The sequence below is a fragment of the Streptomyces sp. NPDC002671 genome, assembly GCF_053592475.1.
In genome coordinates, this window is record NZ_JBSFVU010000011.1 from 70509 (window position 1) to 95836 (window position 25328).

At 70.6% G+C, this 25328-nt stretch carries 20 protein-coding genes; 5 read left to right on the forward strand and 15 right to left on the reverse strand.

Features of this window, described 5'->3' with window-relative positions:
- Positions 1 to 62: 62 nt before the first annotated feature.
- A complete protein-coding gene (locus ACWD35_RS18850; RefSeq protein ID WP_451352379.1) occupies positions 63 to 707 on the reverse strand; it encodes a dTDP-4-dehydrorhamnose 3,5-epimerase family protein in 645 nt (214 codons plus the stop codon).
- 31 nt (positions 708 to 738) lie between these two features.
- Entirely contained in the window at positions 739 to 1668 is a 930-nt protein-coding gene (gene rfbA / locus ACWD35_RS18855) for a glucose-1-phosphate thymidylyltransferase RfbA (RefSeq protein ID WP_451352380.1), read from the reverse strand.
- Positions 1669 to 1805: 137 nt separating this feature from the next.
- Here rfbA and ACWD35_RS18860 point away from each other — a divergent pair, with 137 nt between their 5' ends.
- Positions 1806 to 3086 carry a hypothetical protein gene (locus ACWD35_RS18860; RefSeq protein ID WP_451352381.1) on the forward strand — a complete coding sequence of 427 codons (1281 nt, stop codon included), beginning with the start codon at positions 1806 to 1808 and terminating at the stop codon, positions 3084 to 3086.
- A 90-nt stretch (positions 3087 to 3176) separates the two neighbouring features.
- Here ACWD35_RS18860 and ACWD35_RS18865 read toward each other — a convergent pair whose 3' ends face one another.
- A complete protein-coding gene (locus ACWD35_RS18865; RefSeq protein ID WP_451352382.1) occupies positions 3177 to 4202 on the reverse strand; it encodes a glycosyltransferase family 2 protein in 1026 nt (341 codons plus the stop codon).
- 128 nt (positions 4203 to 4330) lie between these two features.
- Between ACWD35_RS18865 and ACWD35_RS18870 the strand changes: the two genes are divergently transcribed.
- The gene (locus ACWD35_RS18870; protein WP_451352383.1) at positions 4331 to 4765 is read left to right on the forward strand and encodes a GtrA family protein; all 435 of its coding nucleotides are present in this window, start codon (positions 4331 to 4333) and stop codon (positions 4763 to 4765) included.
- A 147-nt stretch (positions 4766 to 4912) separates the two neighbouring features.
- Here ACWD35_RS18870 and ACWD35_RS18875 read toward each other — a convergent pair whose 3' ends face one another.
- Positions 4913 to 6736 (reverse strand): phosphoenolpyruvate carboxykinase (GTP), encoded by a 1824-nt coding sequence (locus tag ACWD35_RS18875; RefSeq protein ID WP_451352384.1) that lies wholly within the window; start codon positions 6734 to 6736, stop codon positions 4913 to 4915.
- Positions 6737 to 7026: 290 nt separating this feature from the next.
- Between ACWD35_RS18875 and trhA the strand changes: the two genes are divergently transcribed.
- A complete protein-coding gene (trhA, locus tag ACWD35_RS18880) occupies positions 7027 to 7710 on the forward strand; it encodes a PAQR family membrane homeostasis protein TrhA (RefSeq protein WP_451352385.1) in 684 nt (227 codons plus the stop codon).
- Positions 7711 to 7761: 51 nt separating this feature from the next.
- Here trhA and ACWD35_RS18885 read toward each other — a convergent pair whose 3' ends face one another.
- The 10 genes from ACWD35_RS18885 to ACWD35_RS18930 form a co-directional block, all read right to left on the reverse strand.
- A complete protein-coding gene (locus tag ACWD35_RS18885) occupies positions 7762 to 9111 on the reverse strand; it encodes a phosphomannomutase/phosphoglucomutase (RefSeq protein WP_451352386.1) in 1350 nt (449 codons plus the stop codon).
- Positions 9112 to 9151: 40 nt separating this feature from the next.
- Positions 9152 to 9916: a nucleotidyltransferase family protein gene (locus ACWD35_RS18890; RefSeq protein WP_451352387.1), complete on the reverse strand. Its 765-nt coding sequence runs from the start codon at positions 9914 to 9916 to the stop codon at positions 9152 to 9154.
- Positions 9917 to 9943: 27 nt separating this feature from the next.
- Positions 9944 to 10819, reverse strand: a complete 876-nt coding sequence (locus ACWD35_RS18895) for a polysaccharide lyase (protein ID WP_451352388.1) — start codon at positions 10817 to 10819, stop codon at positions 9944 to 9946.
- An 80-nt stretch (positions 10820 to 10899) separates the two neighbouring features.
- Entirely contained in the window at positions 10900 to 12939 is a 2040-nt protein-coding gene (locus tag ACWD35_RS18900) for a right-handed parallel beta-helix repeat-containing protein (RefSeq protein ID WP_451352389.1), read from the reverse strand.
- A 253-nt stretch (positions 12940 to 13192) separates the two neighbouring features.
- Positions 13193 to 15019 carry a right-handed parallel beta-helix repeat-containing protein gene (locus tag ACWD35_RS18905; protein WP_451352390.1) on the reverse strand — a complete coding sequence of 609 codons (1827 nt, stop codon included), beginning with the start codon at positions 15017 to 15019 and terminating at the stop codon, positions 13193 to 13195.
- Positions 15016 to 16245, reverse strand: coding sequence for a glycosyltransferase (locus tag ACWD35_RS18910; protein WP_451352391.1), 1230 nt, complete (start codon positions 16243 to 16245; stop codon positions 15016 to 15018). Before ACWD35_RS18910 ends, ACWD35_RS18905 begins: the two co-directional genes overlap by 4 nt.
- Before the next feature lie 114 nt (positions 16246 to 16359).
- Positions 16360 to 17247, reverse strand: a complete 888-nt coding sequence (locus ACWD35_RS18915) for a 2-dehydropantoate 2-reductase N-terminal domain-containing protein (protein WP_451352392.1) — start codon at positions 17245 to 17247, stop codon at positions 16360 to 16362.
- A 510-nt stretch (positions 17248 to 17757) separates the two neighbouring features.
- A complete protein-coding gene (locus ACWD35_RS18920) occupies positions 17758 to 18489 on the reverse strand; it encodes a Mut7-C RNAse domain-containing protein (protein WP_451352393.1) in 732 nt (243 codons plus the stop codon).
- Positions 18490 to 18596: 107 nt separating this feature from the next.
- A complete protein-coding gene (locus ACWD35_RS18925; protein ID WP_451352394.1) occupies positions 18597 to 20624 on the reverse strand; it encodes a thioredoxin domain-containing protein in 2028 nt (675 codons plus the stop codon).
- Positions 20605 to 21195 (reverse strand): ArsR/SmtB family transcription factor, encoded by a 591-nt coding sequence (locus ACWD35_RS18930; protein ID WP_451352395.1) that lies wholly within the window; start codon positions 21193 to 21195, stop codon positions 20605 to 20607. The genes ACWD35_RS18925 and ACWD35_RS18930 overlap by 20 nt, the downstream gene beginning before the upstream one ends.
- Positions 21196 to 21369: 174 nt before the next feature.
- Here ACWD35_RS18930 and ACWD35_RS18935 point away from each other — a divergent pair, with 174 nt between their 5' ends.
- Entirely contained in the window at positions 21370 to 21801 is a 432-nt protein-coding gene (locus ACWD35_RS18935; RefSeq protein ID WP_451352396.1) for a hypothetical protein, read from the forward strand.
- A 76-nt stretch (positions 21802 to 21877) separates the two neighbouring features.
- Positions 21878 to 25081: a tetratricopeptide repeat protein gene (locus tag ACWD35_RS18940; RefSeq protein ID WP_451352397.1), complete on the forward strand. Its 3204-nt coding sequence runs from the start codon at positions 21878 to 21880 to the stop codon at positions 25079 to 25081.
- Positions 25082 to 25090: 9 nt separating this feature from the next.
- Here the strand turns inward: ACWD35_RS18940 and ACWD35_RS18945 are convergent, their stop codons facing one another.
- A complete protein-coding gene (locus ACWD35_RS18945) occupies positions 25091 to 25327 on the reverse strand; it encodes a hypothetical protein (RefSeq protein ID WP_451352398.1) in 237 nt (78 codons plus the stop codon).
- Position 25328: the final 1 nt, after the last annotated feature.

Consider the following 25328-nt stretch of genomic DNA (forward strand, 5'->3'; position numbering starts at 1 on the left):
AGTCCATTCTTAAACTCGCAGCAACGGAAAGGTCACGGATCACGCCACAACTTGCGCAATGATCACCCGAGCGGCCTCAATTGCCCTACTTTCTCGGTGCCTCCCTCGCGGATCCCTTCGGTGAGCGCTCTGCGATATGCGGTGCAGTCCTCGAAGGAAGGCAGCAGACCTTGTCGCCCGGCTTCCTCCAGCGTGGGCGCGGCGGCGTCCTTTTCGGAAAGACGCGGGGCGAGTTCCTCGGGCCAGGCGATGGCCAAATCGGGGTCGAGCGGGTTGATCCCGTGTTCGCGCCGCGGCGCGTATCCCTCTGAACAGAGGTAGACAACGGTGGAATTGTTCTCCAGCGCCATGAAGGCGTGGCCCAGCCCTTCCGAGAGGTAGACGCAGCGGTGTGTCATGTCGTCGAGCCTGACCGCCTCCCACTTTCCGAAGCTCGGAGACCCGGTGCGGATGTCGACCACCACGTCGAGGACGGCGCCGCTGACGCAGGTGACGAACTTGGCCTGGCCCGGTGGGACCGATGCGTAGTGGATGCCGCGGAGAGTGCCGAGAACGGAGCGGGAGCAATTGGCCTGCTCAAGTCGGACTTCCTGGCCGGTGGAATCACGAAACTCTTGCCCCTTAAACCACTCATGGAATCTGCCCCTGCCGTCCGTGAACACCTTGGGCGTGTCCACCCAGGCCCCTTCGATGCCAAGTGGCTCCATGTGCATGCTCCTTTTCTGCCGCGCGGTCGGTTCAGGGTCGGCCCGTCTCTTCGTGGCGCGGTCCGCCACTCCTCTGGGGCACGACGACAGGTCGGTAGTCCTCCAGCAGCCCCAGCAGGTAGTGGCCGTATCCGCTCTTGAGCAGGGGCTGGGCCAGTTCCCGGAGTTGGTCGTCTCCGATCAGGCCGGCACGCCACACCGCTTCCTCCACGCACCCGACCCTGAAGCCCTGGCGCTCCTCGATCACCCGGACGAACTCCGAAGCCTGCATGAGGGAAGTGAAGGTCCCGGTGTCCAGCCATGCGGTGCCGCGGTCCAGCCGGGTGACATGGAGCGCCCCGGCCTCCAGGTAGGCCCGGTTGACGTCGGAGATCTCCAGCTCGCCCCGGGCGCTGGGCCGCAGACCGCGGGCGATCTCCACGACGTGATCGTCGTAGAAGTAGAGGCCAGGCACGGCGTAGCGGGACTTCGGCCGGGCCGGTTTCTCCTCGATGGACAGCGCCCGGCCCGACTCGTCGAACTCCACCACGCCGTAGGCCGAGGGGTTGGCGACCTGGTAGGCGAACACCTTCCCGCCCTTGAGGTCGTCGTCGTGGCGGGCCAGCCGGGTGCCGAGGCCGCTCCCGTGGAAGATGTTGTCGCCCAGGATCAGAGCCACCGACTCGCCGCCGATGAAGTCGGCCCCCAGAAGAAAGGCCTGGGCGATTCCCTCCGGCCGCTCCTGCACCATGTACTCCAGCCGCAGGCCCAGTTGACTGCCGTCACCGAACAAGCGACGGAACTGGTACTGGTCTTCGGGGTTGGTGATGATCAGGATTTCGCGAACACCGGCCATCACCAGTGTGGAAAGCGGGTAATAGACCATCGGTTTGTCGAAAACCGGCAGCAGTTGCTTCGACACCGAGCGGGTCATTGGCCACAGTCGCGAGCCGGTGCCCCCGGCCAGGAGAATTCCACGCATGGCAGCACCATAGGCGAATTGCCCGTAAATACCCGCTTTTTGCATGTCATCGCTGGATGCTTCGGACATACTGATCACCGTCGCGCCCGGATGGAGTCCGCTCGGCGCGATCGAGCGCAACCTGAACGGAGTCCGGAATGCCCGAAACAGCCGCCGAAGATCTACCTCGGCGCACGGCCGATCCCATGGTGATGACGCTGGCCGCGTGCACCACGGTGGCGGTGGCCCTCTCGGTCCGCATCCTCCTGCTGTCCGGCAAGTCGCAGGACTACATCACCTTTCTGCAGCCCTGGTACTGGCACATCGTGAGCTACGGCGGGTTCCACGCTCTCGTCGACCCCAGCTTCTCGGACTACAACGTCCCCTACCTCTACCTGCTGGCCGCGCTGACCTACCTGCCGCTGCCGTCGCTGGTGGGCATCAAATGCCTCTCGATGCTGTTCGACCTGGCACTGGCGTTCTACACCTTCCGGATTGTGTCCCTGCTCCGGCCCACGCACCGCTGGGCGGCCTTCGGTGCGGCCACGGTCGTGCTCTTCCTGCCCACCGTCGTCACCAACAGCGGCTGGTGGGGGCAGTGCGACGCCATCTACACGGCCTTCCTGACCGGCGGGATCTACTACGTGCTGCGCCGCCGGTCGTGGTGGGCGTGCGTCTTCTTCGGGATCGCGCTCGCGTTCAAGTTCCAGGCGGTCTTCCTCTTCCCCCTCCTGCTCGTCCTGGTGCTGGTGGGGCGGGTGCCGTGGCGGAGCCTGCTCGCCGTTCCCGTGGCGTACCTCGCACTCGATGTCCCGGCCTTCGTGCTCGGCGCCGACCCGGGGCGGCTGCTGACGGTCTACGCCCGTCAGGCGGACACGTATCGCGGCCTCACCATCAACGCACCGTCCGTCTACCAGTTCGTGTCGGTGCCCGGTGATACCGGAGCCGTACGCAGCGCCGGTGTTCTGGTCGCGGGGCTGCTGGTGGCGCTCCTGATCGGGCTGGCGGTGTGGTCCCTGCGGCGCGGCCGACGCGGCGTGCCGGACTCCGGTCCGGGCGTGCCGGGGCTCACGGCTACCCGGGTGGTGTTGCTGGCCACCTGCTGCGCGGTCGTGGTGCCGTTCCTGCTGCCCTCGATGCACGAGCGGTACTTCTACGCGGCGGACGTGCTCACCGTGATGGCCGCGTTCCAGCTGCCCCGCCGGCTCTGGTATGTGCCGGTGCTGGTGCAGCTCGCCTCGTTCGGCAGCTACCTGTACTGCAATTTCCCGGGCCTGGCTCCGTATCTGTCGATGCCCGCACACGGTGTGCTGATGCTGCTGGCGCTGATCGCCCTGCTCCGGACCACCATCCACGAGTTCCGCCACGGGTCCGAGGCTCCGGCCGTGCCCGGCCAACAGGTCGTCGACAGGACCATGGTCGAGCCGGCCCGGATGTAGCGGACACGCCCCCGCACGGCAATGGCCCCCACGGTGACGGCCCGGCGCGCTGACCGAGCGCGCCGGGCCGTCACCGTGGGAGACCGGGTCTTACGAATCAGGGGACGACATGGCCGCCGAGGGAATCCTGCCCGGCGTGGGGGCGATCGCCGTGCCGGTGTCCTCGGCGACGTAATAGGTCGGTCGTTGCTGAACGGCGGAATAGACGCGGCCGAGGTACTCGCCGAGCACGCCCAGGCAGATGAGCTGGACGGCGCCGATGAAGAGGACGGCGATGATCAGGGAAGTCCAGCCGGGGGTGGTGTCGCCCGCCGCGTACACGGCCAGCGTGTACACGAGCGCGCCGAGGCAGACACAGAAGGCAAGGGCGCCGAGCCAGATGGCCAGGCGCAGCGGGGCGACGGAGAAGCCGATGACGCTGTCGGCCGCCAGCAGGACCATCTTGCGCAGGGGGTACTTCGTGTGACCGGCGACGCGTTCGTCGCGGTGGTAGGCGACCTCTCCGCTGGGGAAGCCGAGCCAGGGCACCAGGAGCCGGTAGACCTGCGGCTGGTCGGGCAGGGCCTTCAGCGCGTCGAGCGCGTTGCGCGACAGGAGGCGGAAGTCGCCGGCCTGGGCGGGGACGTGGTTGCCGACCAGGCGACGCATGAGCCAGTAATAGGCCCCGGCGGTACGGCGTTTGAAGCCGGTGTCGGTGGAGCGGTTGGCGCGTACGCCGTAGACGATGTCCAGCTGCCGGGAGCGGGCCAGGGCGAGCATCTCGGGGATCTTCTCCGGGGGATCCTGGAGATCGGCATCGAGACTCGCGGCGTAGTGACCGCGGGCGTGGTGCAGGCCGGCGGTCAGCGCGGCCTGGTGTCCGCTGTTGCGGCGCAGTCGCACCACGCGCAACTGCGGCCAGGTGGCCCGCAGCTCCACCAGCAGTTCGGCCGTCCTGTCCCCGGAGCCGTCGTCCACCGCGACGACCTCGTACGGCTCGCCCGTACCGTCCAGCACCGGCCGCAGCCGCCCCACCAGCGCCGGCAACGCCTCTTCCTCGTTGAACATCGGGATCACGACCGACAACTCAACCGCCGACCCGATCCGGTCGGTCGGGTCGTGGAGCACATCAATCATTCGGTGATGCCAGCCCATTCTGGAGCGGGACGGCGCAACTAGGTGCCCGTTTTGCTCACATACGGTACTGTCTGAGGCTGTTCCAGTGCGCGCAGACACACGTTCTCGAACCCCGGGTGCCGCAATCCATGCCGAACCTCACCGAACCCGCCACCGCCGCCGACGTGCCCGAGGCCGGGGTCGCCCGGCAGCTGCCGGTGTTCGCGATCATCGGCGTGCTCTCCACCGCCGCCTATCTGGGCCTCTACATGGCGCTGCGGCCGGTGCTCGACGCCCAGCTCGCCAATCTGGTCACACTGCTGGTGACGGCCGTGGCGAACACCGCCGCCAACCGCCGGTTCACCTTCCGGGTGCGCGGCGCGCAGGGGGCGGCCCGGCATCAACTCCAGGGGCTGGTGGCCTTCTTCGCCGGACTCGCGCTGAGCAGCGGCGCCCTCGCCGTGGCGCACCGGATCCTGCCGCACACGGCGAAGATCGAGGTCGGCGCACTGATCTTGGCCAATGCCGCGGCGACGGCGCTGCGCTTCCTGTTGCTGCGGCTGTGGGTGTTCCGAGAACCGTGACTCCAGGCGAAAGGGCCCAGGGCCCGCTCCGTACGCCGTTGTACGGAACGGGCCCCGGACCCTTTGCCGGTGCTGTCACCGCGGCCGGTCGTGACGATCGCTGGTCAGGGCACATCCGGACCGGCCGCGGAGCCTTTCGGGCGGGGATCAGCCCAGGCGCTCCACCAGCGCGCGGTACTGGTCCCACAGCTCCTTCGGGGTGTGGTCGCCGAAGGTGTTGAGGTGCTCGGGGACGAGGGCCGCCTCCTCGCGCCAGACCTCCTTGTCGACCGTGAGCAGGAAGTCCACGTCGGACTCGGCCAGTTCGAGGCCGTTGGTGTCGAGGGCGTCCCGCGTCGGCAGGATGCCGATCGGGGTCTCCACGCCCTCGGCCTTGCCGTCGAGGCGCTCCACGATCCACTTCAGGACGCGGCTGTTCTCGCCGAAGCCCGGCCAGACGAACTTGCCCTCGTCGTTCTTCCGGAACCAGTTGACGTAGTAGATCTTCGGCAGCTTGGACTGGTCCTTGTCCTTGGCCACGTCGATCCAGTGGGCCATGTAGTCGCCCATGTTGTAGCCGCAGAAGGGCAGCATCGCGAAGGGGTCGCGGCGCAGTTCGCCGACCTTGCCCTCGGCGGCGGCGGTCTTCTCGGAGGCGACGTTCGCGCCCAGGAAGACGCCGTGGTTCCAGTCGAAGGACTCCGTGACCAGCGGCACCGCGCTGGCACGCCGGCCGCCGAAGAGGATCGCCGAGATCGGCACGCCCTTCGGGTCCTCCCACTCCGGCGCGATGATCGGGCACTGGGACGCGGGCACGGTGAAGCGGGCGTTGGGGTGGGCCGCCGGGGCCTCGGAGGCCGGCGTCCAGTCGTTGCCCTTCCAGTCGGTCAGGTGCGCGGGCGCCTGCTCGGTCATGCCCTCCCACCACACGTCGCCGTCGTCGGTCAGCGCGACGTTGGTGAAGACCGCGTTGCCCCACAGCGTCTTCATCGCGTTGGCGTTGGTGTGCTCACCGGTGCCGGGCGCGACGCCGAAGAAGCCGGCCTCGGGGTTGATCGCGTACAGGCGGCCGTCCTCGCCGAAGCGCATCCAGGCGATGTCGTCGCCGATGGTCTCCACCGTCCAGCCGGAGACCGTGGGCTCCAGCATGGCGAGGTTGGTCTTGCCGCAGGCGCTCGGGAAGGCGGCGGCCACGTACTTCGCCTCGCCCTGCGGCGGGGTGAGCTTGAGGATCAGCATGTGCTCGGCCAGCCAGCCCTCGTCACGGGCCATGACGGAGGCGATGCGCAGGGCGTAGCACTTCTTGCCGAGCAGCGCGTTGCCGCCGTAGCCGGAGCCGTAGGACCAGATCTCGCGGGACTCCGGGAAGTGGGAGATGTACTTGGTCTGGTTGCAGGGCCACGGCACGTCCTGCTGGCCCTCCTCCAGCGGGGCGCCGAGGGTGTGCACGGCCTTGACGAAGAAGCCCTCGTCGCCCAGCTCCTCCAGGACCGCCTGTCCCATGCGGGTCATGGTGCGCATGGACACGGCGACGTACGCGGAGTCGGTGATCTCCACGCCGATCGCGGACAGCGGGGAGCCGAGCGGGCCCATGCAGAACGGGACGACGTACATCGTGCGGCCCCGCATCGAGCCACGGAACAGGCCCTTCTCACCGGCGAAGATCTCCCGCATCTCGGCGGGGGCCTTCCAGTGGTTGGTGGGGCCTGCGTCCTCCTCCTTCTCGGAGCAGATGAAGGTCCGGTCCTCGACGCGCGCGACGTCGGTCGGGTCGGAGGCGGCGTAGTAGGAGTGCGGGCGCTTGACCGGGTCCAGCTTCTTGAAGGTGCCCTTGGCCACCAGCTCCTCGCTCAGCCGCTCGTACTCGGCCTCGGAGCCGTCACACCAGACCACGTTGTCCGGCTGCGCCAGTTCGACGATCTCGTTGACCCACGAGATCAGTTCCCGGTGATTGGTGGGAAGGACGGAGGGAGCCGCGTTGTCGCGCGCCACGATTGCTCCTAAGTGAGGGATTTTGTCTTGTCGCCCCGTGGGGGCCGCGACCCGGATGCTTCACAGTGTCGACTGATTGGCGCTCATCCGGTGCCGACCGCACTCATTTGATCATCCGACGTGGATGCGCATCTGTCCAGGGGGCCTCACAGGTGAGCGACGTGAGGAATGCCACGGTTTCCGTGATTCTTTGCGTCCATGTTGGATTCAACTGAAGGTCTTTTTGCGTTCGAGGGGTCACCGCGGGGTACTGACAGCCGACTTACGGTCACGTAGGTACGATGCGGCCCATGACTGCGCCCGTCCCCGCCGCGCCTGCCGCGCCCTCCGTGCAGCGCCAGATCAAGCCCAGGCTCCGCGGCTGGCTGCACCTCGGGATGTTCCCGGCCGTGCTCGTCGCGGGCCTGGTGCTCACCGCCCTCGCCGACTCCGCCCGGGGCCGGATCGCCTGCGGAATCTACGTTCTGACGGCCTGCCTGCTCTTCGGCGTCAGCGCGCTGTACCACCGGGGCAACTGGAGCCCCCGCATGGACGGCATCCTGCGCCGCCTCGACCACGCCAACATCTTCCTGATCATCGCGGGCACCTACACCCCGCTCACCATGCTGCTCCTGCCGGGCGCCAAGGGCCAATGGCTGCTGTGGGGCATCTGGGGCGCCGCGGCGGCCGGAATCGTCTTCCGCGTCTTCTGGGTGGGCGCCCCTCGCTGGCTGTACACGCCCTGCTACATCGCGATGGGCTGGGCGGCCGTCTTCTTCCTGCCCGACTTCATGCGCAGCGGCGGGATCGCCGTCCTGGTCCTGGTGGTCGTCGGCGGACTGCTCTACAGCGCGGGCGGAGTGATCTACGGCATCAAGCGGCCGAACCCGTCACCGCGCTGGTTCGGCTTCCACGAGGTCTTCCACTCCTTCACCCTCGCCGCCTTCGTCGTCCACTACGTCGGCATCTCGCTGGTCGCCTACCAGCACGCGTGACCCCTGCGGGGCGCCGGTGCGGCGGGCCGCCCGGCGCGCAGGTCGTCGCCGTCAGCCGCGCACCAGGGCCAGCACCCGGTCGCGCAGCTCGTCGACGGCCTCCTGGAAGGGCGCCTCGACGTTCAGCCGCAGCAGGGGCTCGGTGTTCGACGGTCGCAGATTGAACCAGCGGCCGTCGCCCAGGTCCACGGTGAGCCCGTCCAGCCGGTCGGTGGTGACGCCGTCCCCGCGGTAGGCGGCCTCGACCCGGTCCAGGGTGCCGGCCACGTCGGCGACCACCGAGTTGATCTCGCCGGAGGCCGCGTAGCGGGAGTAGCCGGCGACGAGCTCGGACAGCGGGCGGTCCTGCTCGCCGAGGGCTGCCAGCACGTGGAGGGCGGTCAGCATGCCGGTGTCGGCGCGCCAGAAGTCCCGGAAGTAGTAATGGCCGGAGTGCTCGCCGCCGAAGACGGCGTCGTGCTCGGCCATCGCGGCCTTCATGAACGAGTGGCCGACCCGGGAACGCACCGGGGTGCCGCCGTGCTCGCGGACGATCTCGATGGCCGCCGCGGAGGTGATCACGTTGTGCACGACGGCCGAGCCCGGGTGACGGGCCAGTTCGCGGGCGGCGACCAGACCGACGACGGCCGAGGGGGAGACCGCCTCGCCCCGCTCGTCGACGAAGAAGCAGCGGTCGGCGTCGCCGTCGAAGGCGAGGCCGATGTCGGCTCCGGCGGCGCGGACGCGGGCCTGCAGGTCGACCAGGTTCTTCGGGTCCAGCGGGTTGGCCTCGTGGTGCGGGAAGCTGCCGTCGAGTTCGAAGTACAGGGGGACGACGTCGACCGGCAGCCCGTCGAAGACGGCGGGGACGGTGTGGCCGGCCATGCCGTTGCCGGCGTCCACGACGGCGGTCAGGCGGCGGTTGCCCTTGAGCGGGACGAGGGCGTTCAGATGGGCGGCGTAGTCGCCGAGCAGGTCCCGGGAGGTGGTGGTGCCGGGGCGGGCAGCCGCCGGCGGGATGTCGTCGGCCTCCAGCCAGGACCGGATCTGCGCCAGCCCGGAGCTCTCCCCGATGGGTGCCGCTCCGGCGCGGCACAGCTTGATGCCGTTGTCCTTGGCCGGGTTGTGGCTGGCGGTGATCATCACGCCGGGCAGGTCGAGGCTGCCGGAGGCGTAGTAGAGGTAGTCGGTGGAGCCGAGCCCGGCGTCCACGACGTCCGCCCCGGCCGCGTTGGCCCCGGCGGCGAACGCCGCCGCCAGCTCCGGGCTGCTGTCGCGCATGTCGCGGGCGATCACGATCCGCGGCGCTTCGGTGAGCCGGACGAAGAGGGCGCCCGCCTTGCGGGCCAGATCGGCGTTCAGCTGTGCGGGGACCTCGCCCCGGATGTCGTAGGCCTTGACGAGCCGGGAGTAGTCGGGCAAGGGAAACCCTTTCGTTGTCGGTAGCGGTCCAGGGCCCTGTCTAGGCCGGAACGGCGCGGACCCAGCCGAACGCCGTGATCTCCTTCGTCGCCGTCTTCAGGTCCTTGGCGTTGTCCACCCCGCGCCAGTACCCGTTGATCCGGTACGCCGACAGCCGGCCCTGCGTCGCCAGCTCGGGGAAGGTGGTGTCCTCGTGGTCGCCCAGGTCCGGCAGCAGCGCGGTGACCTCGGGCTCGAACAGGTACACGCCCGCGTTGATCCAGTGCGGCAGCACCGGCGCCTCGGTGAAGCTCGTCACCCGGTCGGAGTGGGTCAACTCCACGATCCCGTACGGCGACTTCAGCGGCGTGACCGCCAGCGTGGCGAGCGCGTCGCGCTCGACGTGCGCCCGCGCCAGGTCGCGCAGCGAGAAACGGGTGAGTATGTCGCCGTTCAGGCCCGCCCACCGCTCCCCGGGGAACGGGAGATGGGCGGCGGCGTACTTCAGGCCGCCGCCGCGGCCGAGCGGCTCGTCCTCGACGACGACCTGTACGTGCAGCGGGAGATGGTTCCCGTCCACGTACTCGCGCAGCACGTCGGCCTTGTAGCCGCAGGAGATGACGACCTCCTCGATGCCCTCGGCCGCCAGCCAGTGCGCCTGGTGCTCGAAAAGGGGCCGGCCGGCCACCTCCACGAGGGCCTTGGGGATGTGGTCGGTGTAGGGGCGCAGCCTGCTGGCCTGGCCTCCGGCGAGGATGACGGCCTGCCGGACGTGCGAGCCGCCCCAGCCGGTGATGGCGAGAGCCGTGTCATGGGTGGTGGTCATGGTGGGATCTCTCCTAGGACGAGATGTTCAGATGCCGGACAGCGGGTTGATCGGCCGGTCGGACACTGCGAACGCCGCGAAGTCGGCGTACTGCGAACGCGGTGTCGCCCAGGTCGCGTCGCTGCCGCCGAAGAAGGTCGAGAACAGCACCCCGTCGATGCCCAGCCGGTCGGTGGTCCGGAATTCCAGGCCGCCTCGGCTCAGCACCTGCCGGCCATTCACGTAGACGGTCACGGAACCGTCGAGGCTGCCTGGCCGGTTGAGGTGTACGGCCTGTTCGACGCAGGTCCAGCGGCCGAGCGGCCAGCTCCAGGAGCCACGGCCGAGCGAGGTGCCGTGCTCGACCGACGTCGGCAGGTAGGCGTAGACCTCGGCGGCGCCGTGCGCGCGCCACATGTAGCGGGTGGACAGCCCGTTCTCGCCGTCGGGGATGTGGCGGCCACTGGTCACCGTCCCGCCGTAGAGGCCGGGCAACTTGCCGCCCTTGACGAAGTCGAAGTCGTCCGGGAACCGCACGTAGTACCGGAGGTGGAGGAAGTCGACGGGGCCGGAGCGCAGCTTCAGGTAGAGCTGCGCCCCTCCCTGGGGCCGGCCGTACTGCCGCATCACGGTGGGACTGGCGGAACGTGCCGGGTAGTGCACGCGCAGCAGGCGGCCCAGCGCCGGGTGGCTTCCCGGCAGGAATTCGGCGCGGGAGAGGCCGAACGAACCACCTGGGCGCGCCGTCAGCCGGGGGCCGAAGAAGCGGGCCGCAGCGGACAGGTTCGCGCCCAGCGTGTCGGCCGAGCCGGAGGAGCGGACCGGGGATGCGGATGTCCGGGTCCCCGGTCCGGAGGAGCAGGCGGCAAGGCCCGTACCGATCATCGCGGCCCCTGTGGCCGTGACGAACTGCCGTCTACGCATTGCCTCTGCTCTCCATCTCCTGGTGTGGAACTGTCGGTCTGCGGGTCAGCCCGCTCTTTGAGGTCGCTCGGGAAGGTCGCTCAACTCGCGCTCACGATCTGGTAGTCCACCTCCCTCTTCGTGCCCGGCACCGTGTGCAGGGTGAGGGTGCCGTCGGCCGCGGCCGTGCCGGTGGCGAGCGTGGCACCGCCGGCCGTCAGCGCGTACCGGTTGCCGGGCGTCAGCCGGGTGGCGGTGAAGGCCAGGTTGGTGCCGGCGGTGCCGGGCGCGACCAGGACCTCGTAGGCTCCGGCGCCGGAGGGCACGCGGCCGGTCGCGGTGCCGGAGGCGGGCACCACCCCGACCGACTGCGGAGTCACGCTCACCGAGGAGGTGCCGACGGCGGCGGCCGTCAGCGTCGCCGAGCTGCCGGTCGCGGAGGGGGCGAGCTGCGTGGTGACGGCCGGGTAGCCGCTCACCTTGTAGACGGTGCCGCCGGAGCCGGTGAAGGACGCCGAACTGACCGAGTCCACCGCCACCTTCGTGGCCTGCTTGATGTCCTTGAACGTCATGTCGCCCGGCGTGACGGAGTCGCCCTTGACCGAGTACGTCAGCGAGGTGGGCACGGTGTTGCGGGAGAACACCGTGCCCGTGCTCCACTGCGTCAGCACACCGGAGGAGAACGTGCCGGTGAAGGTGTTACCGGAGAACACCGTCCCGTCGGTCTGGTTCAGCTTGATCGCGTTGCTGGAGGTCGTGTCGAAGGTGTTGCCGGTGAAGGTCAGGCCGGTCGGCCTGCCGGTGCTGTTGGTGTACGCCGGGTCGTCCGAGCCCTCGTAGGCGAAGACCGCGTACTGGCTGCTGTCCGTCACCGTGTTGCGGGTCATGGTGATGTCCGTCGAGCCGACGCTGTAGCGCAGGCCGTACTTCGCGCCGGTGATCCTGTTGTTGCGGATGGTGTCGCCGCTGCTGTCGAAGACCGCGATGCCGGCGCCGTTGGGCTGGTCGTGGACGTAGTTGTTCTCGATGACGGAATCGGTGACTCCACGGTGAATCATGATGCCGTGGATCTGGTTGTCCGAGGGGTCGTCGTCGCCGACCGGCGTGTACGGCGGAATGCCGTTGTGATCGGCCTCGTTGTAGGCGATCTCCAGGTGGTCGCACCGCTGTGAGCAGATGATCCCGTGGTCGCCGTTGTCGTGCGCGTGGTTGTGGGTGATCGTCAGGTAGTCGGAGTCGTCGTGCGGATCGAGCCCGTACATGACGTTGTGGTCGTACTCGTTGCCGGTGAAGTGCATGGCGTACGCGTTGAACGTGTACGTCCCCATGAAGTTGTCGTGGAACCGGCTGTTGGTCTCCGAGCCGTAGACGTTCAGCGCCGCGCAGACGCTCAGGTGCGTGGCGTCGCAGCCGCGGCCCTTGTAGGACACGCCGTAGCTCTCGGCGTCGTGGAAGCCGAGGTAGCCGAGGTCGCTGTCCTTGATGTCCATCCGCGACTCGCGGGGCGTGCCGTCGGTGTCGAGGTACGAGACCGCTCGGATGAACGCACGCGCCCGTGCGTCGGACGGGGCGTTTGCGGGCAGGTACGGGTCCGTGTCCGGGGCGCCGGTCGCGTCGTCCCACGAGGTGATGTTGACCTTGTCGATGTCGATGCTGCCGTACTGCGCGGTGATGACGCTGACGTGGGTGGCGACGTTGTCCGACAGGCTGCGCAGCCGCAGGGTGTCGACGTCGCCGCCCACCGAGGTGCCGTGCAGCGTGAGGGCGGCGCCGTTCTGGACGTCCAGGTCCGCGCTGAGTTCCCAGGTGTTGGTCGCGGGGTCCGTCTCGGCGAGGGGCGCGGCCGGGCACAGGGTGTCGATGTCGGACAGGCTCACGGTGCCGGAGGTGACGTAGATGGTGTTGCTGCTGGCGACGTAGCGGACCTGGCCGGTGCACGTGGCGGCCTGGGCCGTCGCTCCGGCCAGCACCACCGAACCGGTGAGCAGGGTGAGGACGGTGAGGGCGGCGGGGAGGCGGTGGGCGCGGCGGCCCGTGGGGGTACCGCTCCCGGCCCGCCGGGTGAGGAGGTGCGGCGGGTGACTCGCCCGTGGCCTGTCGGCCGGGGCGATGGCGTCCGGGGTGCGTGGCTGGTCGTTCATGCGGGCTCCTGTCCCGCCGTTCCGCGCTGAACGGCGGAGTTGCGTGTGCGGTGGGGAGACGGGCGGAGCGCGTGCCGGGAGGATCCCCGGCCGCCCGGTGGTGCGCGCCGTGTCCGACGGGGCGGCGCGCTGTCCGTCCGTGGCCGGCCGTCTCTCGTACGGCGGCGGCCACGGTGGCCTCTTCGGCGGGGCGGGCCGGTGGCGGCCCGGTAACCAGTCCCTCCCGGTCACCGGGCCTCCCCGCGCTCGCGGGTCATGCGGTGTTCCGCACGTGGGCCGCCACCTGGGGCCGCGGTGTCCTGCGGTGGCGGACCTGGTGGATGGTCTGCAGCACGACGGCGAGGGTGAGCGCGACCAGTGCCGCGAACCCGAGCCAGGGGAACGGCGGCAGGGTCACCTCGGTGTGCCCGAGCCGCTTGATCGTGCCGCCCCCGGAGAGGGCTATGGGCGCCCGGACCCGCGAGTCCTCGATGCTGATCCACGCACCGTCGTCCGCCTGTATGCCCTTGCGCTCGGCCAGGATGTCCAGGCCCTTTCCGGTGGCGTGCACTCCCGCGGCCAGGTGCACTCCCCGGCGGGCACCGCTCACGTCCAGCGTGTCCAGGCTGGCGGCTGCGCCGAGATCGACGGCCGTGGTGGCGCCGGAGACGGACCCTCCGGTCACCGTCAGGCCGGGAGAGGCGGAGGCCAGGCCCTTGCTGGAGGTGCCGCTGATCCGGACGCCGGACAGGGCGACGTTCTTGGTGGTGCCGGAGGCGGTGACCCCGGCACGGCCGCCGCGGACGACGACGCCGTCCAGCGCGACCTGGCGGGCGCGCCCGTAGACCGCGACGCCGGTGCGGGCCCCGGTGACGGTCGTGCCGTGCACCCGGACGTCGGGGCCGTCGATCGCGATGCCCCGGTCGAAGCCGTCGATCGTGCCGCCGGTGACGGTGGCACCGGCGATGTCCGCGGCGAGCGCCACCCCGGCGCCGCTGTCGCCGCCGTCGAGCCGGGCGTCGCGTACGGTCACCCGGGCATTCGGGCCGGAGACGCTGATCGCGGTGGGCGCGTCGTCCACCACGGCCTTGGCGACGGTGCAGGAGACGCAGGAGACCAGCCGGACACCGCCGGCGGCGTCGTGGCGTGAGGCGGTGCCGGTGAGGGTGAGGCCGTGCTGGGCGGTGGCCTTGATCCCGGCGCCCTTGCTGTTGCTGGTGGTGACGCCGGACAGGCTGCGGCCGTCGGTGCCGCCGACGGCCACGCCGTTGCCGCCGCTGCCCTCGACGGTCAGGCCGTGTACGGCGGTGCCCCGGTCGCCGGCCAGTACGACGCCGTCCTGGGCGGAGTCCTTGACGGTGACCTTGTTCAGGGTCACGCCGGTGGCCCCGCTGAGCCGCAGGCCGGTGCGGTCGCCCTGGAACGTGGAGCCGGTGGCGGACCCGCCGCTCGCCCGGCCCCAGGTCACCCCGGACTCCCGGGGCGCGGCGTCGCCCGCCCGGCCGAAGCCCTTCACCGTGGTGTCACTGATCGTCATGCTGCCGCCCGCGCCCATGGCGAGATACGGGCGTCCGGCCAGGTCCGCGGGGGCCGGGCTGGTCCCGTCCGCGGTGGCGGAGGCCAGGGTGACACCGTCGATGTCGAGGGTGGCCTGGCTTCCGCTGATCCAGGTGCCGGAGGCGGCGGTCTTCCCGGCGGTCAGCAGCACGGTGGGCGTGTGGCGGCCGATCCGCAGAGTGGTGCGGGGAGTGAGCAGCACGGCCGCGTTGATCCTGACGGTGGTCGGCTCGCCCTCCTTCACCGGTGCGTAACCGACCCAGTCACGGCCGGCGTTGGCGGCCAGCCAGCTGAGCGTGAGCGGTCCGTACGGCGGGTTCAGCCGACGCACGACGGTGCCCTGGCTGACCAGCGCGACCGTGCCGGGCCTGATCACCATGAGCCGGTCCGGGCTGCCGCTGCGCTGCCAGGCGGCGACGTCCGGGTCGGTCCCGGTGGCGTCAGCGGCGTGGGCGGCGGGTGCGACGGCCGCCAGCACGGCGACCGCGGCGAGGGCGGTGCGTGCGACGCGGCCTGCGCGTGCGACGCGGGTGACGGGGCTCATGCGGCGGCCTCCGCCCCGGTGGTCTGCGTCGTCCGGACGACGACGCCGTTCTCCACGGACACCTGCCGCGTCAGCCAGCGCTGCTTGCGGATGGTGGCGAGGGCGCAGAGCTTGACGACCGCCATCACGAAGGAGATCACTACGAATCCGGGCACCAGGAGGAGCGACGACGGCTTGCGCACGAGGTGCGGCAGGATCTTCATCGACCGGCTCACCCACCACCAGCCGAACAGGCAGGCAACGAAGAACCAGTCCTGGCGGATGATCGCCCAGGTCATGAAGAACGGGGAGAACAGCAGGGTGAAGCTGCTGACCCCCTTGTCGATCATGGTGTAGGCGAGGAAGGGGTGCCGCCAGACCCAGCGGCTCGACAGCGCCCTCAGGTCCGATCGCCAGGTGTTGCGGGCCCAGCGCAGCCGCTGCTTGACGAAGATCCGCAGGGTGCCGGGGAAGGTCGACCACACGCGGGCGGAGCGCTGCATGTAGCTGAGGTGACCGCGCTCCAGGATCAGCGTGGTCAGCCGCTTGTCGTCGCCCGACATGCAGGGGACGCCCCAGAACGTCTCCTGCATGAAGTCCTCGGAGATCTCCAGCAGCAGTTCGCGCCGGTAGACGGCGGTGCGCCCGGACAGACACGAGACGGCACGGCCCATGACGGTCTGCGCGGCGTTCTCGTCGAAGTACCGGTAGTCCAGGTACATGTCGTTGACCCGCTGCAGGAAACCCTTGGGGTTGTAGACGTTCTGCCGGGTCCCCACCCCGCCGACCCGGGGATCGGCGAAGGGCTTGCAGACCTCCCGGGCGACGTCGTGCGCCCAGATGGTGTCGGAGTCGACCAGCGCCACCAGGTCGGTGGAGCACGCCTCCCACCCCTTGCGCAGGGCGTCGCGCTTGCCGGGCACGTCGGTGATGACGACGGTGACGGGATAGCGCGCCGCGATGTCCTGACAGGCCTTGTCGGTGACGTCGATGACCAGGACGACCTCGTCCACTTCGTTCGCCAGCCACGACTCGATCGCGTGAGCGAAGATCTCCGGGTCCTCCTGGTACACCGGCACGACGACGCTGAGCGGGAGGGAGTGGTCGTTCTTCACGGGCTGGTACAGAGCCGCGGGTGCGCGCCGGAGGAGCCAGCAGGTCCAGCGGACCAGGCCGAGTATGCCCAGCGGCAGATAGACGAGGTAGTACCGGAAGTCCAGCAGGGTGTTGTCGATGAGTCCGCTCATGGGCCTGTTCTCACTGAATGCCTCGGGTGTCTGACGACCTGCGCTGCCGCGCCGTCGTGCGGCAGCGCAGGAAAGTGCCGTCCGGCCGGAGCCGGCCTGATCCGGAGGAAGGCCCTAGGCGGTGAGGGCCTCCGCCTCCAGTTCGGCCACCTCGGCGAGCTTGTCGTTCACCGCGACGACCGCCTTGAGCAGCGGCATCTCGACGCCGATCGAGGAGGCGAGGCCGAGAAAGCCCTGGGTGTCCTTCGGGAGGCAGACGCCGCCGTACGGGGCGCCGCCCCGGATGCCGTAGGACGGGTTGTAGGAGGCCTCGGCCGAGCGGGCCACGGTCTGCGCGATGGGGTCGAGGTCGATGCCGAGGTGCTGGCCCACCAGCCACATCTCGTTCCAGAAGCTGATCTTCGTGGCGTTGTAGATGTTGTGCGCGCACTTGACGAACTCGGCCTCGGCCGGGTTCGAGAACATGCGCGTCTCGCCGCCGAAGGGCGCCAGCACTTCGGCGAGCCGCTCCCGGGTACGGACGCTGCGCGAGGCGATGACGGTCATCCACGGGTGGCGGAAGTCCTCGACGGCGGTGGCCGCGCGGAGGAACTCCGGGTTGCTGGCGAGGGAGAAGCCCTCGCCGACGGTTTTGCCGGAGTGCTTCTCCAGCAGGGGCTGCACGAGGCCCTCGGCCGTGCCCGGCGGGACCGTGGAGCGGACGACGACGGTGTGCGTGTCGTCGGCGTCGGCCAGCGCCTCGCCCACCGAGGCGGTGCCCGCCTCGAAGGCGGACAGGTCATAGCGGTGGCCGACGTTGGGCGTGGGGAGCGTGAGGAAGAGGAACGCGTCCTGCTCGGCCCTGAGATCCAGTTCGTCGCGCGCGTCCAGGCCCTGGGAGCGCAGGTAGTCGAGGCGCTGCGGCGCCACGTCGATGAAGGTCACCTGGTGCCCGGCGTGGAGGAACCCCTTGCCCGTGGCCGTACCGACGACACCGGAGCCAACAATGAAGATCCTGGTCATTTGAATCTTCTCCTATTCGAATTCGGGCGCACAGAGCACACGCGAATACGGAAGCGGAATGCGGAATACGGAAGTCCGATGGCAGAGAAAGGTGCGGCCCCACGAAAAAATGCAATGGCGACCGCCGGAAAACCGCACCGGAGCAACACAAGTGCAGTTCACCGTGCATTGATGTGAATCCGTCCGACGTCAATGCGCATCCCCGTAAAGCGCATGACCGACGGCGCCGACGGCGCGACAGGACGCCGTCGACTACACCCCCCTCAACCCCCCTGTCATCACTGCTGCATCGGGCGCCAATCCCCCAACCGGCGCCCGCCCTTCGAGGTCAGACAGTAAGAGTTATACACGATATCTACACACATGCGGGGGCGAACGACTGTTAATTTCCCATGTCACAAGTTAAAGGTCGCCCCGGATCTCGCGACAGCCATGCGCCAGGCATATGCCAGCGGATAGCAGTGCACCGCACTGCACGCGGAAAAGGCGAGGTGACGACAGGGGCGCTGACTAGCCCCGGCTCGGGAACTCGGTGAGGGCGCGCTCCACGATGGCTTCCAGCTGGTCGTGGTGCGCGCCCTTCCAGTAGGCGCGACCGCACTCCCGGCAGCGGGCGAAGACGTCGTACGTCCGCAGCGTGCCGTGTGCGAGCTGGTCGGCGACCTCGTCCTTCGTGGCGTCGGACAGCAGACCGTTGCAGGCGGTGCACCGCGTCCACGGCCGCAGCTCGGGCGCGAACCGGTCGAGCACGTCCCGGAGTTGCTCCTCCGGCCGGGTGTGGTAGACGAACGCGCCCGCCCACAGCTCCCGGCGGCGCAGCAGCCCCCGGTCGCGGCTGAGCATCACCCGGCTCTCGGCGGCGGAGCGAGCGGCGAGGGCCGGGTCGCCGATGTCCGTGGACTCGTACGCGGCATCCACACCGAGCAGCCGCAGCCGGCGGGCGAGAGTGCCGAGGTGGACGTCCAGGAGGAAACGGAGCGGAGCGCCGGGCACCCGCTGCGGGCGCTCCACGGGGCGGACCTCGACGCACTCGCCGTCGGCCGGCACATGGGAAGGGGGTGTGACACGGCCGTCCACGACGAGCGCGCCGACCTCGGTCAGCGGCACGCCCAGCGACTCGACGACATGGCCGAGCGAGGAGGCGCCGTCGGTGACGACCTTCGTGGCGCGCCCGCGCCGCCCGTGCGGGACGAAGAGCCCCAGCTCAGGGGCGAACTCGACATGGATCTCGGGCCTGCTCACCTGATCAGGATCCCATGGGGACGACTCGGGACGCCTGAATTTTCCTCCGGCGGCAGGCCCCTCCCCTTCAGTGGACGAGACGTAGAAAAACCCCTCCCCGATGCGTGTCAGCCGTCGAGCGCGCTGCGCAGCCGCTCCGGATCGGTCGTCGGGGCGTCGCACGTGAAGTTGCGGCAGACGTACGCGGCCGGTTCACCGCCCACGAGCGGCCGGTCGGCAAGCAGCGGGAACTCGCCGCTCTCCGGAGCGCCGACGGCGACGACGGCCCCCGGGGCGTTGGCCAGAAGTGCCGTACAGTGCAGGGCGGCCGTCTTCTCGTCGGTGAGGGACGGCCCGACGATCGCGACCTCCTTCGGCCCGTCGAGGAGCGCCTCGGCTACGGCGAGCCCCCAGCCGATGAACCGGGGCACGCGCGGCCCGAGCGCCTTGACGACGCCCAACGCCCGCTCGGCGGCGGTCCGATGAGCCTCCGACCCGGTGTGCGCGGCGTAGCCCAGCAGGGCACCGGCCGCGGCGGTCCAGCCGGAGGGCGTGGCGTTGTCGGTGGGGTCCTGGGGGCGGCGGATGAGCCGCTCGGCGTCGGAGGCGGTGTCGTACAGCGCCCCGTTCTCGGAGTCGGTGAAGCGGGCGAGCACATGGTCGAGGAGCAGCCCGGCGAAGTCCAGCCAGACACCCTCCCCGGTCACGGAGGCGAGCGCAAGGAAGCCTTCGGCGACGTCCGCGTAGTCCTCCAGCACACCGGCGTTGGGGCCGACGCGGCCGTCCCGGCTGGTCCGGGCGAGCCGCGCGTGCTCGTCGAGATGCACCCGCACGAGGAGATCGGCGGCGCCGACCGCGGCCTCGACGAGGTCGGGCCGGCCGAAGTAGGCGCCGGTCTCGGCGAGCGCGGCGATCGCGAGCCCGTTCCAGGCGGCGACGACCTTGTCGTCCCGCCCGGGCGCGGGGCGCTCGGCGCGCCGCTCCAGCAGGCGCCGCCGGATGTCCGCAATCTTGGCGGCATCGAACACGCGCTCGCTCTGCGGGAGTTGGAGCACGGACTGACCGTGCTCGAAGGTGCCCTCGTCGGTCACCCCGAAGTACTGGGCGGCGAGTTCGGCATCGTCCCCCAGGGTCTCGCGGAGCTGCTCGGGGGTCCACACGTAGTACGCGCCCTCGACGTGCCGGCCGCTGCCGTCGTCGCTGTCCGCGTCCAGGGCGGAGGCGAACCCGCCCTCGTTCGTACGCAGTTCACCGACCAGGAAGTCGGCGGTCTCCAGCGCGACCCGGCGGGCGAGATCCGATCCGGTGGCCCGCCACAGATGCGCGTACACCCGGCACAGCAGGGCGTTGTCGTAGAGCATCTTCTCGAAGTGCGGCACGATCCAGTCGCGGTCCACGGAGTACCGCGCGAAGCCGCCCCCGAGCTGGTCGCAGATCCCGCCCCGGGCCATCCGCTCACACGTGTCCTGGGCCATCTGCAGCGCACCCTCGGCACCGGTCCGCGCATGGTGGCGCAGCAGGAACTCCAGCACCATCGACGGCGGGAACTTCGGCGCGCCGCCGAATCCGCCGCGCTGCGGGTCGTACTCCCGGGTGAGCCCGAGCAGCGCCTGCGCGAGCTCCTGGTCCCCGGGGACCTCGGCGGCCTGATAGCCGATCTCCCGCTCCGCGAGATCCCGCACGATCTTCCCGGCGACCTCCCCGACCTCGTCCCGCCGCTCGGCCCAGGCCTGCCGGACCCCCTCCAGCACCTGCCGGAAGGAGGGACTGCCGTGCCGGGGCTCGGGCGGGAAGTAGGTGCCGAAGTAGAAGGGTTCGGCGTCCTGGGTGAGAAAGACGGTCATGGGCCAGCCACCGTGCCCGGTGGCCGCCTGGACGGCTTCCATGTAGACGGCGTCGACGTCGGGGCGTTCCTCGCGGTCCACCTTGACGCTGACGAAGTGCTCGTTGAGGTAGTCGGCGGTGGCCTGGTCCTCGAAGGACTCGTGGGCCATGACATGACACCAGTGACAGCTCGAATACCCGACGCTCAGCAGGACGGGCTTGTTCGTCCTGCGGGCCTCGTCGAAGGCTTCGGCCGACCAGGGCCACCAGTCGACGGGGTTGTCGGCGTGCTGGAGCAGATACGGGGACGTCTCATGGGCCAGTCGGTTCACCGTTCCACTCTCCCATGGCCTCCGGCACCGCGTAGAAGCGCATCGAAACCGGGCGCGCCCCCTCGGGTGCCTCCTCGCGCGGGTGGCCGTAGCGGCCCAGCAGGGCGTGGTACTCGCGCATGAACGCGAGCAGTTCCTCCCTGGTCAGCCAGGTGCCGCTGCGCTGGACCTGGGCCCAGCCCTCGGGGCCGCGGTACTCCTGGTGGGCGCGGCGGAAGAGGGCGGTGTCGACCTCGATCTTCAGGTGGGCGAGCTGCGCGGCGGCTGCGTACTCCTCGGCGGGCATCGTGGCCGGGTCGGGGGTGTCGTGGCTGAACGGCAGCGCCCGCCACCAGCGCTCGCGCCCGCCGGACTTCTCCGGGATCTCCTCGATGAGCCGCTGCTCGGCGAGTTTGCGCAGGTGGTAGCTGGTGGTACCGGAGCTTTCGCCGAGTTCGCGGGCGAGGCCCGTGGAGTTCGCCTCGCCGTGCCGGCCGAGGTATTCGAGGATCCGGCGGCGCAGCGGGTTGCCCAGGGACTTGTAGAGCGCGGTGCGCTCCAGGCTGGTCATCTCGGGCATGCCGTCGGTCATGCGGCCACGGTAACCCTGAGAACCCTGAGCCGTCCCTGACCCGTCCCTGATGTCTGCCGAATTTTCTTTGCAGAATTTTCTCGGCGTTCTAGCGTTGTGGGTGGGACGACGACCGCCGGAAGACGGCAGACGGCAGACGGCAGACGGCAGACGAACGGCTGAGCGGGGACGGGGATGGGGATGGTGTGGAAGGCGACGGTCAAGAGGTGGACGCTGATCCTGCTCGGCGCGGGAGCCGTGCTGCTCGTGCCGTGGACGGTGATGCTCGCCCTGACCCTCCCGGGCGACACGGAGGTACGGCACTGGTCCCTGGCCTGGATCGGCCTGGACGTGCTGATGGCGGCGGGCTGCGCGGCCACGGCTCTGCTGGGCCTGCGCGGTGACCCCCGCGCCCGCCTCACCGCCTCCGCGACCGCGTCGATAGCGGTGCTGGACGCCTGGTTCGACATAACGACGGCCCAGGCGGGGACCGCCCTCACCCAGGCCCTGGCCTGCGCCATCGCGGAGGCGGCCCTGGCCGGCGTCTGTGTGCACCTGGCGGTGTCGCCGCGCCGCTCGCCACATGGCGCACGGCAATTCAGCACGAAACCCCCACCTGCCCCCTGATCGCCACCCTTCCCCATCCCGCCGCCCCCGAAGGACACTCGTACGCGGAGGAGTTGCCGCCGGAGGGGGACGGAACATGCGGGACAGCCATCGGGCGGAGGCCGAGCGTCTCCTGGTGCGGGCCGTGGAGGAGGAAGTACGGCGCTCGGGCGGGCGGGTCGACGGGCAGCTGCTGCTGTCGCGGGCGCGGGACGCGCTGGACGCCATGGGGCAAACGGCCGCCGAGGAGTACGACGCCTACACCCGGGCGCTGGACGAGTCCCAGGCCGGCCGGCTGACCTTCGGCCAGCGGTACGCGCGCGAGGGTGCCGGAACCGCCTTGCTGGCGGCCGTCGTTGCCGCGGGCGCCGCCGCCGTGGCCGACCTGTCCCTCGGCACCGGCGCGGGCACGGCCGTCGGCGCGGGCGTCGCCGCGGGCGTGGCGGGCGCCGCCGCCACGGTGGTGAAGGTCGCCGGGTCCCATCTGCCCGCCGCCCATCACCGCGCGGGCGAGGCGGGGCAGCCGGGCGGGCCCGAGCAGTTGCGGCTGGAGTGGCTGACGGCGCTGGAGGTACGGGGCATCCGCCCGTTCCTCGACCAGCAGCGGGTGCTCAGCGCTTCCACGGGCCCGAAGAAGACGGGCGCGCCTTCGCTGCGAGGCTCGGACAAGAGCGCGGCGGCGCGCAGGCGCACGGTGCTTGAGCAGTCGTTCGGTCAACTCCCGGAGCCGGATGGACCGTTCGCGGGGCGCCGGGCGGAGCTGGCGCGGATCAGGCAGTGGGCGCAGGCGGCCCGGGCGGCCACGGACACCCGGCCGACCGTGGTCGTGCTGCACGGTGAGCCGGGCTCCGGCCGCACGACGCTCGCGGTGCGCGCGACGCACGAGCTGCGGGACCACTTCCGTGGCGCGGTCGTCGTGGACCTGCGCGGCAACCGGCGGGAGGAGTCGCCGCTGCCCACCCGGGACGCCCTGCTGCACCTGTTGAACCGACTCGGCGCGCCCCGGGAGCAGTTGCTGTTCCGGGAGCGCTCCTCCCCCGACCAGCAGGTCAAGCGGCTCGGCGAGCTGTACCACCGGCAGCTGACCGGTCTGCCCGTGACGATCGTGCTGGACGACGCCTCGGACCCGGAGCAGGTGCGCGCGCTGGTCCCGGAGCGCTCCGACAGTCTGGTCCTGGTCACCGCCCGCACGGCTCTCGACCTGCCCGCGGACCTGTCGGCCTGGGTCCATCACCTCCCGGTGGAGCCGCTGGACACGGCGGGCGCCGAGGAACTGCTGAACGCGTCCGCGGAGGACGCGTCGGGGCCGTACGACGCCGAATCCGCCGACCGGGTCCGTCAGTTGTGCGGGGGTCTGCCGCTGGCGCTGCGGATCGCGGGCTCCTCGCTGGGCCCCCGTTCGCCGCGCGGGCTGGCGGCGGACCTGGCCGCGTACGGTCCGGTGGAGCCGGTGGAGCGGGTGCTGTGGCTGCGCTACACCGACCAGCCCGAGCCCGCGCGCCGGCTGCTGAGAAGGCTGGCCCTGGCCGGGCGTGCCTCGCTCGGCGCGGCAGCCGCCGCCGCGCTGCTCGCCACCGACGAGCAGGAGGCCGGCCGGCATCTGGGCGCGCTCGCGCGGGCCGGTCTGCTCGACCATGTGCGCGGCAGCCGGTACCGGCTGCACGATCTGGTCCGTGCCTTCGCGCAGGCCCGGCTGCTGGACGAGGAGGAGCCGGCCGAGCGTACGGCGGCGCAGGAGCGGCTGATCGTGAACTACGCGGAGCTGGCCGAGTCGGTGCTGCGGCTGGTCGACGGCAACATGTCGACGCGCTCGGACCGGTTCGGCTCGCACGGCTTCACCTCGCTGGACGAGGCGCTGCGCTGGCTGGACGACGAGTCGAGCTTCATCACGGCGGCCCTGCGGCAGACGGAGGGCGTGGACCAGGCGGCCGTGCTGAACCTGCTGGGTGCGCTGTGCGACTACTGCCTGCTGCGCGGCGACCTGTACCGGCTCGGCGAGATCAGCGAGCTGGCGCAGTCCGTGGACCAGGGTCTGCTGGTGCGCTCGGTGCAGTGGCGGACCGGTATCGCGGCCCGGCAGCTGGGTGAGCTGGACAAGGCCCGCACGACGCTGGCCTCCGTGGTGGACCTCTACCGGGAGGCCCATCATGACGCGGGCGCGGCCCGTGCCCTGTGCTCGCTCGGGATCACGCTGCACCACCAGGGCAACCTCACCGAGGCCGCCGCCAAACTCCAGGAGGCCCTGGAGTTTCAGGCGGCACCCGCTCTGGCGACGGACCGGGCCTGGACGATGCACGCGCTGGCGGCGGTGCAGCGCGACCGGGCGCGCCTGCCGGAGGCGCTGGACCTGCTCACCCGCTCCCTGGTCCTGCACCGCGAGGGCGGCTCGCTGCACGGCGAGGCGTGGGCCCACTTCCAGCTGGGCCAGCTGGCGCTGCGGATGGGCGACGTACCGCGGGCGGAGACGGAGCTGCGGGCGGCACTGGACCGTTACGGACAGACGCGCGACGCCCGCGGGGAGGCATGGGCGCTGACGCAGCTGGCCCGGGCGCGGCTGGTCGGCGGCGACGCCCCCGCTGCCGCCGAGAGCCTGCGGCAGGCGGCCGTCCGGCACCGGGAGAACGAGGACGCGCGGGGCGAGGCGTGGACGCTGTACTACCTGGGGCAGGCGCTGGAGGAGGCCGGGAGCCCGGACCGGGCGGTCCGTGAGCTGGAGCGCTCCCGCACGATGTTCTCCCGGATGCGCGATGTCTATGGTCTGGCCTGTGCCCGGCATCACTCGGCGCGGGTCACCCGCGACCAGCGGGCCGCGCAGACCGGCTCGCTGCGCAACTCGGGCTTCGCCCGGCAGCTGCTGGTGGACGCCCGCGCCGATTTCCAGCGCATCGGTGTCGCCCACGGCGAGGCGTGGACGTGCCTGGAGCTGGCGGTGGTGGACGCGGGCAACGCCCGTACGCAGCAGGCGCTGGCCCTGTGCGACGAGGCGCTGGCCCTGTTCACCTCGTACGGCGACCGGCGGGGCGAGGACTGGGCGCGCTTCCTGCGCTGCACCCTGCTGCCGTACGCGGCGCCGGGCGGGGTGGAGGTGGGCACGGCGGTCGCCCAGGAGGAGCTGACCCAGCTGGCCGGAGCCGCGCATCCGCTGCGGGACGAGAAGCTGGACGACTGCGTGACGGCGTACGCCCTGCTGCTGGAGCGGGGCGTGCAGCTGGAGGCGGGCTGGCAGGCCTGGCGGCTCGGCATGGTGCCGAGCCGCCACGCGCGCGAGGTGATGGGGGTCGCCGTGCCGGCCGGGCACTGACCCGCCGGGTCAGCCCCGCTGGGCCTTGGGCGTCGCCTTGGTGCCGGCCTCGGCGCCGGTCTCGGCGTCCGGGGCCTCCTTGAAGTCGATCTTGTGCATGTGCTTGTTCATCGACTTCATGAGGCCCCACACGGCCAGGGCCATCACCGCGAAGACGATGAAGCCGAGGACGCCGGGGGTGACCTTGTTCTCGTCCACCTCCTTGGCGAGGGGGACGAGATGCGTCAGTGCCAGGCTTGCAGTCATG